At 36.5% G+C, this 13,878-nt stretch carries 9 protein-coding genes; 4 read left to right on the forward strand and 5 right to left on the reverse strand.

Going from position 1 to position 13,878, the window contains the following annotated elements; genetic code table 11:
- Window positions 1-211 precede the first annotated feature (211 nt).
- Window positions 212-1,702: a discoidin domain-containing protein gene (locus tag IPM56_15050; protein QQS35548.1), complete on the forward strand. Its 1,491-nt coding sequence runs from the start codon at window positions 212-214 to the stop codon at window positions 1,700-1,702.
- Here the strand turns inward: IPM56_15050 and mnmA are convergent.
- The 4 genes from mnmA to IPM56_15070 all read right to left on the reverse strand — a co-directional run bounded on the left by mnmA (window position 1,692) and on the right by IPM56_15070 (window position 5,541).
- The gene (mnmA, locus tag IPM56_15055; protein QQS35549.1) at window positions 1,692-2,738 is read right to left on the reverse strand and encodes a tRNA 2-thiouridine(34) synthase MnmA; all 1,047 of its coding nucleotides are present in this window, start codon (window positions 2,736-2,738) and stop codon (window positions 1,692-1,694) included. The two genes, IPM56_15050 and mnmA, sit on opposite strands and share 11 nt — an antisense overlap.
- A 2-nt stretch (window positions 2,739-2,740) precedes the next feature.
- Entirely contained in the window at window positions 2,741-3,256 is a 516-nt protein-coding gene (locus IPM56_15060; protein QQS35550.1) for a hypothetical protein, read from the reverse strand.
- Window positions 3,257-3,357: 101 nt separating this feature from the next.
- Entirely contained in the window at window positions 3,358-4,167 is an 810-nt protein-coding gene (locus IPM56_15065; protein ID QQS35551.1) for a hypothetical protein, read from the reverse strand.
- 18 nt (window positions 4,168-4,185) lie between these two features.
- Window positions 4,186-5,541, reverse strand: coding sequence for a PhoH family protein (locus tag IPM56_15070; protein QQS35552.1), 1,356 nt, complete (start codon window positions 5,539-5,541; stop codon window positions 4,186-4,188).
- A 385-nt stretch (window positions 5,542-5,926) separates the two neighbouring features.
- On the opposite strand from IPM56_15070, the gene carA reads away from it, so the two are divergent.
- The 3 genes from carA (at window position 5,927) to IPM56_15085 (ending at window position 12,874) form a co-directional block, all read left to right on the forward strand.
- Window positions 5,927-7,006 carry a glutamine-hydrolyzing carbamoyl-phosphate synthase small subunit gene (gene carA / locus IPM56_15075; GenBank protein QQS35553.1) on the forward strand — a complete coding sequence of 360 codons (1,080 nt, stop codon included), beginning with the start codon at window positions 5,927-5,929 and terminating at the stop codon, window positions 7,004-7,006.
- 94 nt (window positions 7,007-7,100) lie between these two features.
- Window positions 7,101-10,295, forward strand: coding sequence for a carbamoyl-phosphate synthase (glutamine-hydrolyzing) large subunit (gene carB, locus IPM56_15080; protein QQS35554.1), 3,195 nt, complete (start codon window positions 7,101-7,103; stop codon window positions 10,293-10,295).
- 98 nt (window positions 10,296-10,393) lie between these two features.
- Complete coding sequence (locus tag IPM56_15085) at window positions 10,394-12,874, forward strand: T9SS type A sorting domain-containing protein (protein QQS35555.1); 2,481 nt, start codon at window positions 10,394-10,396, stop codon at window positions 12,872-12,874.
- Between the two features lie 17 nt (window positions 12,875-12,891).
- Here IPM56_15085 and IPM56_15090 read toward each other — a convergent pair whose 3' ends face one another.
- Entirely contained in the window at window positions 12,892-13,836 is a 945-nt protein-coding gene (locus IPM56_15090; protein QQS35556.1) for an AEC family transporter, read from the reverse strand.
- Between the last annotated feature and the right edge of the window lie 42 nt (window positions 13,837-13,878).

The following is a 13,878-nucleotide window of genomic DNA, read 5'->3' on the forward strand; positions in this document are numbered from 1 at the left end:
TCTGAAATATCATCCGATAATAAGATAGTGTCAAAATCTTTTTGTATTCATTCTTAGCATTAACTCTATTTCCTGTAAGTATTACCGGGAATGAAAAATTACTTTACAAAAAGCTCTTTTACTTAATAAATAACAAGATTTTTTTTAGCATAATTATTGAAACGATGATATGAGCAAAAATATGTTGACTAACTATAGAAACCGAGGACTTATGAAGACTACCATTACTAAAGCATTCCTTTTCGTGCTTCTTGGGTTTACCCTTTCCTATGCGCAGGTAGATTATCTGATGACACTTTCAAACTGGGAAATGACTAACGCCACTACTTATGAATTTGATATCTTTATTAAAAGCCGAAGCACTGATTTTGGCTTAACATCTTATCAATGTGCATTCGGATTTAATCAAAATATAGTAAACAGCGGAAATCTAACCTTCACATATATTAATGGGTCATCGCAATTTACATCCATACCTCCGGAAGTTGGAATAAGTGTAACTAATACTGATGGTTTATATGAGCTATCTTTTGCGTCAATGCCCGGATTAGAAAATATATCAGGAACAGAAGTCAAAGTGGGAAGATTCAGACTTGTGAACACAGCTAATTTCACAACCGCCGATCCATCATTCAAATGGAATTTTAACGGCATCGTTTCCACAATACTTACAGGTTCCAATTTTTCAAATATCACAGTACCAGCAAACCACATTGATGGTGCTTTGGCTATGATGCAGGTATCCAATGTTTGGGCTTCGGCAACAACGGACTTGAATACATCCCCACAAGGTACAACTGATGGATTAGGTTACTATAGCGGAAATAATAACTCCAGGTGGGCTGCGAATCCTATGCCTCAATGGATTACCTGGGATCTTGGACAGGTAACGAATATCAGTCAGACCAAAATATCTTTTTATGATTTTCTTGGTGGTAGAATTTATGTTTATTCTGTTCTGGTGGGAACAGATACAGTTAACTGGACAACGGCTGTTAATAACGCATCATCCGTTGCTGACGAATGGACAGTTAATCAATTCTCACCGATACAAGGCAGATATGTTAGATTAGTTTGTCATAGCAACAGCGCCAATGACTGGGCTAATGTTTGGGAAGTTGAAATCTGGGGCTCAGATCAGACAACAGGAGTTGATCTGAGTGCATTAACTGCAGCAGTATCCAACAACAATGTAACACTCAGCTGGAGTACTTCATCTGAATCGAACAATAATGGATTTGAGATTCAACGACGCTCAGACGGAAATTTTGAAACGATAGCTTTTATCGCCGGCAATGGTACAACAACAACTGCACATAACTATACCTATACAGATGTTCAACCAATCATTGCACATTACGTTTACAGATTAAAGCAAATTGATTTTGACGGAACTTTCAGCTATTCAAATGAAGTTGAAGTAAATCTGCTTCCTGAATCCTATGAATTATTCCAGAACTATCCTAATCCTTTTAACCCGAGCACAAAAGTAAAATTCAACCTGCCGGTAGCTGAAAGAGCAGCAATATATGTTTACGATATGCTTGGACAAAAAGTTATGGAAGTTGTTAACAAAGAATTTACTGCAGGCACTCACGAAGTTGAGATAGATGCAAGTAATTTATCAAGCGGTGTATATGTTTATCAACTCAATGTTGGTAATAATTTTTCTGCCATAAAAAAAATGATGGTTATGAAATAATAACCGCTCCGCCAAGGCAATAATCATTTTCATAAAAAACAGCAAACTGACCAGGGGCAATACCCTGGTCAGCTTCTTTTAAACGGACTATCCCCTCTTCTTTTTCAATCTCAAGAGAACAATCATAAAATCTCGCTCCGTGTCTTATCTTCACTCTAAGATTTTTTCCGGAAGGTTTATCAGCTATCCAGTTAAACTTTCCAACATCAAAAATTTTACGTTCACGCATAGCTTTGTTTTCGCGGGAGATGTATATAAGATTTTCTTTCACATCTTTATTAACCACATACCAGGGACCACCTGATAGTCCAAGTCCTGAACGCTGCCCAATTGTGAAATAATAATAGCCGTGATGCTTTCCAAGAATTTTTCCTGAGTCAACATCAATTATATCTCCGGGTATTTCTCCAAGATGATGTTTTACAAATTCATTAAACTTTATCTGACCAAGGAAACAAATTCCCTGGCTGTCCCTTCTATGCATCGTGGGAAGACTATATTTCTCAGCCAGCTCACGAACATCTTTTTTCATGTACTTATTTAGCGGGAATAATGCTCGTGATATTTGTGCCTGAGTAAGATAAGCGAGAAAGTAAGTTTGATCTTTTACAGGATCGGGTGAACATTTCAATTTGTATAAATCATTTTCATTGATGACACCCGCATAGTGACCGCTTGCAACTTTATCAAAAGATGAATCGATTTTTTCATAGAACTGTCCGAACTTAATTAAACTGTTACAGTAAATATCCGGATTAGGAGTCCTTCCTTCTTTTATTTCATCAATTGTATAAGAAACAACAGAAGCCCAATACTCTTCCTGCAACGGAAGCACTTTTAATTCAACATCAGCCTGATCACAAACGTCGCGGGCATATTTAAGATCTTCTTCCCACGGACAATCACCAAGAAAAGAGAACTCATCCTGCAGCCATATTTTCAGGTAGTACGCAGTAAGGTCATGCCCTTCTTCCTTAAGAAGGCGAAGTGCAACGGAACTGTCAACACCACCGGATAATAATACTGCAATTTTCATTTTTATTTTGATTTGAGTGGAACTGAGTTGATTTTTTTTAGCTTCCCGATTTTCGAGATCGCTTCATCATAAACTGCTTTGTTTACCTTACTAAGAATAGCAGTGAGAAGGACATTAAAATTTTTTATTCTGTCCGAAATAACCATTTGCCTGTTTTGCTTTTCATCAATCAGCATTATCATACCGCTGATTTTGCCGTCGAAGATACCGCCGCTCAAACCTGTAATCTCGCTGAACAAAATCTCATTTGATTTAGAGGAAAGAAAATATTTTACCGCAATTATTCTATCATCTTTAACTGAAATTTCAAGCGGAAGATTTTTGTAAAGTTTAATAAACTTCCGGTTCAATAATAGCAGCAGTGAAATACCCAGCAGTAAAAATACAATATGCAGCGTATCAAATTGTGATGTTAAAAATATCTGAACGATATAGAAAATCAGCAATAGCGAAAACGGTAAACTGCCAAGCGTATAAAACAACCTGTAGACTAATGGATAAACAAATTTTTCCGGCATAATTACTCAATTTTGATATCTAAAATTAACCAGATTTTTTCTAACTAAATAATAAAGCCGCACTCGAGGCGGCTTAGAAAAATTTTTTGTTATAACCTTAATTAAAACTGTACTGAAACTTTCCTGTTCATTTCAATTCTGATACCTGGAATATCTTTTAGAATTTCTTTCGCTTCCTCAAAACTCTGGGGATTAGTATCCTTTAATAATTTAAGTTTATCCTCATGCTTCAGCAGCTCTCCGAAATTAACATCGAACAATGTAATTTGATTACCATCAACGTAAGATGCATCTGTGCTTTTTATTCCATCATTAAACTGCATAGCAATCGAAATCCTCATATCCTTAAAAAACTGTTTAGCTTTTTGAAGATCTCCGAAATCGTTTTTCTCCTGTCCTTCAGACTCTGTCTTTTCTCCCTTCTCTTTTTTAAAATCTTTTTCCGGAAGCACAATTGTAAGCTTAGAAGGATTTCCCTTTTGAAATGCGAAAGTCAGCAATTCAGCTTTATCACCTTCTGCATTTTCCCCTTCCGACATAGGAATTTTATCATCTGGAGACTGATTAATTTTTAATTTTCGTATATCCTTAAAACTGAATGTAGCAACGTATCCTTCCCTGCCTGCTTTCTTTAATGGTTTGGCAGAGACGAATTTAACCCCCTCACCCATTTTTAGAGCACTCTCTTTTATTTTTGCTTCATCCATAATAGAAAACTTTTGTGTTCCGGAATCGGGCATAGATTCGGCAAATTGCTTTATCATTTGAACAACTTCAGAACTGAACAACAATGTTTCCTCAACCGTTCCTGAGCCGTCTTTATTGACCTTAACGAGTGTATTTACTTCAAGGCATCCGGTTGATATTATTGAAATAATTGTTGTGAACAACAGGATAAAATATTTCTTCATAAATCTTTCCTCTGATTATTATAAAAGATTGCTGGCAAGTTCAGCGAGTTCTGATCGCTCTCCCTTTTCCAGATTAATATGAGCATAAAGTTTTTGACCTTTAAATCTGTCAATAAGAAATGATAACCCATTTGACTGACCATCGAGATACGGATGATCTATTTGGTAAATGTCTCCGGTAAAAACAATCTTCGAACCTTCACCAGCGCGGGTGATAATCGTTTTGATTTCATGCGGCGTAAGATTCTGCGCTTCATCGACAATAAAAAATATCCGTTGAAGACTCCTTCCGCGAATATAACTCAAAGGTTCGATCACTAATTTTTCATCTTTCAACATTGTATCTATTAGCTGATGCTGTTTGTCCGATTCCGGAAACTGATCCTGTATTACTTTTAGGTTATCCCATAGCGGCTGCATGTACGGCGCAAGTTTACTTTCAACATCCCCTGGTAGAAATCCAATATCTTTATTGCTCAAAGGAACAATCGGTCTTGCTATAAAAATTTGTCTGTAGGATTTTCTTACCTGCAATGCGCTGGCGAGAGCAAGCAATGTTTTGCCTGTTCCCGCTTTTCCCGTTAGTGAAACAAGCTGCACTTCGTGGTTACAAAGAGCGTCAACAGCAAAAGTCTGTTCGGCATTACGCGGCTTGATTCCGTAGGTTAGATTTTTTTCAACCTTCCGGAACTTACCCATATCCTGATCCAGATAAGCCAGAACCGATCTTGCTGTATTACGAAGTATATAATATTTATTCGGGTAAGCTTCTGCTTTAGTCTTCTTAAGAATAAGTTTTGCCGGTACCTCAAACGGAGATTGAAAAATATTAAGTATTAATTCATCATCTATTTCTTCAATGATTTCTTTGCCACTGTAAAGCTCTTCAATGCTTGCGACTCTGTCTGTAGTATAATCCTCAGCAAGAATACCGAGAGACTTTGCTTTCATTCTCAGGTTAACATCTTTGGTAACAAGTATGATGTTTGCCCTGTTCTCGTATTTTTCTTTCCATTCGTGTGCAATGCTAAGTATGCGGTGATCAGGTGTATCTTCCCTGAAGATGTCCCTTATCAATGGACTGATACCGCGTGATATTGCAATGCGCAATTTACCTCTTCCCTTACCCATCGAAATGCCGCCGTTAAAAAGAGCCGTGCCTGTTATCGAATCAAGAGTACGTGCAAATTCTCTTGCATTAAGGTTTATTACCTGGCTGCCTCTTTTGAAATGGTCAAGTTCTTCAATTACTGTTAGTGGAATTACAACATCATTTTCCTGGAATTGGCTTATTGATGTTGCATCGTGTAAAATTACATTTGTATCAAGAATAAAAATCTTAGGGAGCTTTTTAGGAGTTTTATTTTTTTTCATAAAATGGAAATGAATTTGGGTTTGATAAAAAAAATCTGGAGTTAACGCCGGTTAATTTGCCCCGGACTAAGAATTTCAGAACAGGATTTTCAAATATTTGAATAATTTTTTTCTCTGGCGATGAATAAGTTGGGTTTAATTTCGTTAATAGAAAATTAAATATCAAATAAGTGAATGTTAAATTGATATTATTAGTTGATTACCTTATCTTTAAGCCAATCAAATGCAAAAGAATTTTAACGGAAATATTCATAAGAAGATAAAACCATTGATTGTGACTTTTTTTATTTTTTAATAGCCGCTCATTGAGTGGCTATTTTTTTATGTGGAAGAAACTCTGTTAAAACATGTTTTCAATTTTTCCGAATAGTATAAGCAGCATTAAATGATTCAACATCAAAAAAAGAAAGCTAAACTCATTCTTCAGGATGGAAGTATGTTCGAAGGGATTTCATTTGGATATGAAGGCAACACAAATGGTGAAGTTGTTTTCAACACCGGAATGGTTGGCTATCCTGAAACAATGACTGACCCCTCTTATCGCGGACAAATACTCGTCTGCACATACCCATTGATCGGCAATTATGGAATTCCATCTGATGCAAAAGAAAATGGTATGTATAAGTTTTTTGAATCAGACTCCATTCACGTAAGAGCTTTGGTTGTTTCAGAGTATTCAGAAAATTACTCGCACTGGAGTGCAAAAAAATCTTTATCAGACTGGATGGTTGAACAAAAAATTCCCGGCATTTCTGGTATTGATACCCGGATGCTGACAAGGAAACTCCGCGAGATCGGAACAATGCTTGGCCAAATTATCATTGACGAAAAAAATGAAATTAATTTTGCTGATCCAAATAAAACTGATCTTGTTGGTGAAGTAAGCATTAAAACACCGGTTGAATATAAAGCCGGTAAACAAAAAGTGGTTCTTGTTGATTGCGGAACCAAGAACAATATCATCCGTGCATTCCTTGGTAGAAATATTTCTGTTGTTCGTGTTCCTTATGACTATGATTTCACTGAGATCGAATCAAACGGAATTGTAATTTCAAATGGTCCCGGCGACCCTAGGATGAACAAGGCAACAATTGAAAATGCAAAACGAGCAATGGAGTTGAGCAAACCTATTCTTGGAATTTGTCTCGGCTCACAGATACTTGCACTTGCTGCCGGTGCCGATACTTATAAACTGAAATATGGTCATCGCGGTCATAATCAGCCGTGTAATGAATTCGGAACAAAGAGATGTTACATAACATCGCAGAATCATGGTTACGCTGTAAATTCCTCAACGCTGCCGGTTGACTGGCGTGAATGGTTTATAAATGATAACGATGGAACAAACGAAGGAATCATTCATATATCAAAACCGTTCTTCGCATCACAGTTTCACCCGGAAGCATCACCAGGACCCGATGACAGCGAATTCATTTTTGATATGTTTGTCAGAGCACTGAACTGATGTTAAATGTCATTCCGAACTAGGTTCGGAATCTCCTACATAAATTAAAGATGCTGAATGGCATTGCCATCAGCATGACAAAAAGAAAAATGTTATGATAAAAAAAGGTAAACCAAAAAAAGTTTTGATATTAGGAAGCGGTGCGCTTCAAATAGGTCAGGCTGGTGAATTCGATTACTCCGGCAGCCAGGCAATAAAAGCACTTAAAGAAGACGGTATAACTTCTGTCCTTATCAATCCAAACATTGCGACAATACAAACATCCGAAAACTTTGCTGATAAAGTTTACTTCCTTCCCATCAAAACTGAATTTGTTGAACGAATAATTCAAAAAGAATCACCCGATAGTATTCTTCTTCAGTTCGGCGGACAAACAGCATTAAACGTTGGTGTAGATCTTTATGAAAAAGGAATCCTTGCAAAGTATAACATAAGAGTTCTAGGTACACCTGTCGAAGCCATCAAAGCTACTGAAGACCGGTTAGAATTTGCTAACAAAGTAAATGAAGTCGGATTAAAAGTTGCCGTAAGTAAAACCGCCACAACAGTTGAAGAAGCAATTGCCGCAGCAAATGAAATTAAGTTTCCTGTTATGGTCCGTATTGCTTATGCGCTTGGCGGACTTGGCTCAGGTATAGTAAACAATGAAAATGAACTCAAAGAAAAAGCGAGAAGAGCATTTGCGTTTACCAATCAGATATTGATTGAAGAATCACTTTACGGCTGGAAAGAAGTAGAGTACGAAATAGTCCGCGACCGTTATGATAATTGTATCACAATCTGCTCAATGGAAAACGTTGATCCGATGGGAATACACACCGGCGATAGTGTTGTGATTGCGCCGGTGCAGACTTTATCAGCACAGGAAAATTTTAAACTTCGCTCAATAGGAATAAAACTTATACGTCACCTTGTGGTTGTTGGTGAGTGCAATATTCAGTATGCGCTAAGTCCGTTTTCAGACGATTACAGAATAATTGAAGTCAACGCTAGACTAAGCAGAAGTTCAGCACTTGCATCTAAGGCAACAGGATATCCGCTTGCGTTCATCGCCACAAAACTTGCATTAGGTTACGCACTTAATGAAGTTGAAAATATTATCACGAAAGAAACATCTGCATGCTTTGAGCCTGCACTTGATTATGTCGCATTAAAATTTCCGAGATGGGATCTTCAAAAATTCAGACAGGTTAGTACACAACTTGGTTCCGAAATGAAATCAGTCGGTGAAGTAATGTCTCTCGGAAAAAGTTTTGAAGAGGTTTTACAGAAAGCTATCCGGATGCTTGATGTTGGTTTACCCGGATTTACAGGTCACGATCTTTCTTTCACTGACCTGGATAAAGATCTTTCTGAACCGACCGATAAAAGAATTTTTGCAATCGCAATTGCTTTACAGAAAGGATACACTGTTGAAAAGATACATCAACTTACAAAGATAACACCGTGGTTTCTTTTTAAGATGAAAAATATTGTTGATACCGAAAAGAAACTTAACAGCGATAAGCTGACTAATATTAATTCATCTTTAATTCGGGAAGCCAAGATGAATGGCTTCTCGGATTTTCAAATTGCACAACTGACATCCTCAAAGGAACTTGAAGTAAGAAACTATAGAAAAAAATTCAACATCGTTCCTGTTGTAAAACAGATTGATACACTCGCTGCCGAATTTCCTGCACAGACAAATTATCTTTATATGACTTATCACGGTTTAACTGATGATATTATTTTCGGTGAACCAAACCAGGTTGTTGTACTTGGCAGCGGGGCTTACCGTATCGGTTCATCAGTAGAGTTTGACTGGTGCTGCGTTAATGCTGTCCTTTCTCTCGGCAGGATGAACTACAAAACAATAATGATAAATTGTAATCCCGAAACCGTAAGTACCGACTATGACATTTGCGATAAATTATATTTTGAGCAATTAACATTTGAAAGAGTTTTAGATATTTATGAAAAAGAAAATCCTGAAGGTGTAATTGTCTCAATGGGCGGTCAAGTTCCCAACAACCTTGCAATGAAACTTCATAACGCAGGGATAAAAATACTTGGCACTTCACCCGAACAAATTGATAACGCTGAAAGCCGACATAAATTTTCGCAGATACTTGATTCAATACAAGTCGACCAGCCTGAATGGACTGAAGTAACATCGCTGGCAGATGCGAAAAGATTTTCAAATGAAGTTGGATATCCTGTGCTAATCCGTCCGAGTTATGTTTTAAGCGGCGCGGCAATGAGTATAGTTTTAACAGAAGATGAGCTTGATACATATCTAAAAAAAGCAACTGAGCTAAACAAGGAACATCCTGTAGTTATTAGTAAGTTTATTACTGATGCACGTGAAATTGAAGTTGATGCTGTCGCGGATAATGGTAATGTATTCTGTTATGCAATTGCCGAACACGTTGAAAACGCGGGAGTTCACTCTGGTGATGCAACAATAGTTCTGCCGCCACAGCGAACTTATTTGGAGACGATGCGTAAGGTAAAAATGATAACCAAAAAAATTGCAAAAAAACTTGAGATCACAGGGCCATTTAACATTCAATACATCGCTAAGGATAACGAAGTGAAAGTAATTGAATGTAATCTTCGTGCATCGAGAAGTTTTCCGTTTGTATCAAAAACTTTGAAGATCAATTTTATAGAGTACGCAACGAAATTAATTATGGGAGAAAAAGTTCCTAACATAGATAAGTCATCTTTCGATCTTGATTATGTCGGGGTAAAAGCATCCCAGTTTTCGTTTACAAGATTGAAAGGTTCAGACCCCGTAACCGGTGTTGAAATGGCTTCAACGGGAGAAGTAGCATGTCTCGGTGATGATTTTAACGAAGCATTTCTAAAAAGCACATTGGCGATAGGACAGAAAATTCCGACAAAAGGAGTATTACTTTCCACAGGCACATTGAAAAATAAAGCTGAACTGATCGACGAGCTTAAAGTAATGCGAAGTATGGGATTAAAATTTTACGGGACGAAAGGCACCGCAGATTTTTATAAGGAAAACGGAATCGACGTAGAAGTGCTATTCAGACCATTTGATAATGCTGAACCATCAATACTTACTTACCTATCAGAAAATAAAATTGATTTAGTCATAAACATTCCCAAGACCGCAGAAAAAGTAGAACTCGACAGCGATTACATTATCCGAAGAAAAGCAGTTGATCTGAATATTCCATTGTTCACCAACATACAGGTAGCAAAACGATTTGTAAAATCGTTGAAACATTACTCCCCTTCTACACTCACCATAAAAAGCTGGGATGAGTATAATTGAGATTCAATAGAAATTGGCTCTAAAAATTTAGTTGTTTTCTCAATTGCAGGTAACGGTATTATTTAATACGTTATAACTGAAAATTCGGGAGAATAGTTATGGGCACAATAGTCAGAACTACTGCATTAGCCTTTCTAATGATTTTCCAGATTAACACCTTAGCTGAAGTTAACACAACGGGATCTGCTGTTGATAATAACGGCAACATAGTTGTGATCGGTTATTGTCTTGGCAATGTTAGAATTGCCGGTCAGGAATATACAATAACTCAACCCTCCGTTTATATTTTAAAGTTAGATCCGAACGGTGAAATGATTTGGGTTAAGTTTGCAAACAGCAACGGCTCAGTTAAAGCCAATGCAGTTGCTGTGGATAGCTCCGGGAATATTTATATTACCGGTGAATTTTCAGGCACTGCTAATTTTGACACTTACTCTCTTACAGCCCCAACAACTGATGCCTTTATAGCAAAATACAATCATGCAGGAGAAGTAAGCTGGGTAAAACACGGAGCTTCTCCAGGTACAGCAAGAGGAAATGATATTTTTATTAAGAGTAATTTAGTTTTTGTTTGCGGGTTTGCTGAAACAATTACTTTTGATTCCCTTTCCACACCCGGTGGAGGATTTGTTATAATATATAATTCAAACGGCAGCATTATTAATCTTTATACTACAAGAGATTATGCCTATAAATTTACTGTAGATAAAGATAGTAGTCTTATTCTTTACACCGGTGAACTAATTAGTCAAAGTTATTGGCCTTCGCTTTCAAAATATCTTTTTTCCGGTGAAAATTTATGGATAGAATATATTAATGCTCATCATGATCAAACTTTGTGCACTGATACCAGTGATAACATTTTTTCAGTCAGTGGTTTTATTAATAATCCTTTATTTTTTAAAAAATTTGATTCGAGTGGAAATTTAATAAACTCAGTAGGTTTTGGTCCCGGTGGTTCAGGGAAAGATATGATTCTTCATTCTCAAAACGATTTGATTTTGTGTGGATTATATACTAACACTTTTAGTTTTGGAAATACTACAATACAAAGTGTTGGTCTAAAAGATTTCTTTATTGCAATGATTGATACAAGTTTTAATCCTATATGGACTAAACATGGTGGCGGATCTTATGACGATGAGTTGATTAACATATCCCTGACTAATGATGGTAATATTATTTGCAATGGAAATTTTACAGGTGCAGTCACAGTTGATACAATTCAAATAACCGGGGGTATTTCTGCTACGGATAAATGGGTTGGTATTACAAAATTTGATCCGGATGGAAATCTTATCTGGCTAAAAAAAATAGTTGAACAATTCACCCCACCTTCAACAGCAAATTGGTTTCCTTTAGAAGTAGGGAATAAGTTTCAGTACTTTAAGATATATAACAGTTATTCAAGTGTTGGATATGGCGATTACTCGATAAAATTGTTTCAGGTAACTGATTCAGTGCGTATTAATAATAAAAAATACTTTTCTGTAGATGGATTTTATTGGTTCAGTACCGGAACAAAAATAAGGTATGAGCAAGAATCGCAACAAATATTTGTACTTTATAATAATCAGGAATATCTATTCATGGATTTCTCGAAAGTACCCGGAGAAGTTTTCTCACAGATTCAGTATAATGGCTCATTCCGAAATACTAGTATATTAACTACAAATCTTTTTATTCTGGATGATTCAGTATCAACAAAAGGATTCTATAACATCGTCCGGGTTGGTGGTGGTGGTTGGCCTCCTATGCCTTATGCGGATATAGCGACCTGGTGTTATTTCGCACCAGAAGTAGGATGGGTTTTCCAGGATGAAGAATCTTACATATCAACATTTCCAACTACTGATTTATTTATAATTGAATATTTAATTAATAAAGATGGACAGCCCATTCATAAAAAACATACAGAATCCGCTACATTAAATTTTAATCCTGTTCTCTTTATCCCCTATGGGGATTCTTTACATCAAAATTTTGTAGTACTTCATCCGTTTTCAAAGCAAAATGTTCCTGCGAGTCATGGTTACTTTTCATATATGAATGCTTATCTCCAATCATTTTATTTTAATGGCTCTGATACTTTATGGAATCCTGAATTTCAAATTCAACAGACAACAGAAAAAGATTTTACATTAAACTACCAGTTCGACACCACGAAGTACAACGAGGATTATCACCTTTACTACCGTATCGCTGCTGTGGATAAAGGTATTGTTGCTGATACTTTCTATTCACCTCCAACTGGTTTTTATAAATTATTCTGGAGAGACAGTACTACTTCTGTTAATCAGCTAAGCCCTGATGTGTTTGATTATTCTCTTTCGCAGAATTATCCTAATCCCTTTAACCCAAGTACCAAGATTAGTTTCTCATTACCTGGAAGAGAGTTTGTTACTCTTAAAGTGTTTGATATTCTTGGTAAAGAGATTACCACACTCGTTAATGAAGAACTTGACGCTGGTAAATATGAAGTGGATTTTGATGGTTCTGATCTTTCAAGTGGCATATACATTTATCAATTTAAATCAGGAGTCTACTTTAGCACAAAGAAAATGCTCCTCATAAAATAGAAGGCAAATAGATTTTGCTAAATCAAACCGGTTTCTTTAAGTACAAATAATCCTAACGTCATTGTAACAACGGAACCGAGTGTTGTGACTAAAAGAATATTTGCGGCTAATTTACCATTAGATCCCATCGCTTCAGCCATTATAAAACTTGCAATTGCTGTAGGACATCCGAATAAGATAAAAATAATTCCAAGGTCCGTCCCCCTGAATCCAAGTAAATAAGCCGCGTATGTTACTATCAACGGAGTCAGCACAAGTTTAATAAATGAGGAAATCATAGTAAGATTAAGTCCGTTCCTTGCTTCGTTAAAACTCATAAATCCGCCAATACCAATAAGTGCCAGAGGTATTGACAGATCAGCAAGATAATCTACAGTACTTAATAGAACAGGATGTATTGCAATGTTAAAGTATGAAAATGGTGTTGAACAAATTACTGCAAGGATTAATGGATTGGTAACAACTTTTTTAAGAAGATCGGAATTGCCGGAACTTCTCTCTTTTCTTAAAGGAACAGTTAATGCAATAACAGACAATAAATTATATAGTGGAATTGTGAACGCAAGCACCAGTGCGGCTTTACCAAGTATCCCCTGTCCAAACAGATTCGCGATAATCGCAAGACCTATAATCGCAAAGTTTCCACGGAATGCGCCCTGAATAAATACTGTACGATCCCTTAAGACTTTTACAAGTGGAACAGATACCAGCCAGCTGAATGCAAAAACGAAAAGTGTACCCGAATAAACAAAAGTGATAATCGAAAAATTAAATATCTGACTGATATCCAGCAGAGCGATCTCCTTAAAAATTAATGCGGGTAATGATACATTAAATACAACAGCCGATGATCGCTTTACAAAATTTTCATCAATCAATTTTATTTTTCGTAAAAAATAACCGAGAGCGACAATTAAAAAGACAGGCGCTACAAGACTGGTTATGAAAATCAGATTTTCCATATATCTAAAATAGTATTATAGATGCAGCATAAAAAAAATAAT

It is taken from the genome of Ignavibacteriales bacterium, from assembly GCA_016700155.1.
Classification (GTDB): Bacteria; Bacteroidota; Ignavibacteria; order Ignavibacteriales; family Ignavibacteriaceae.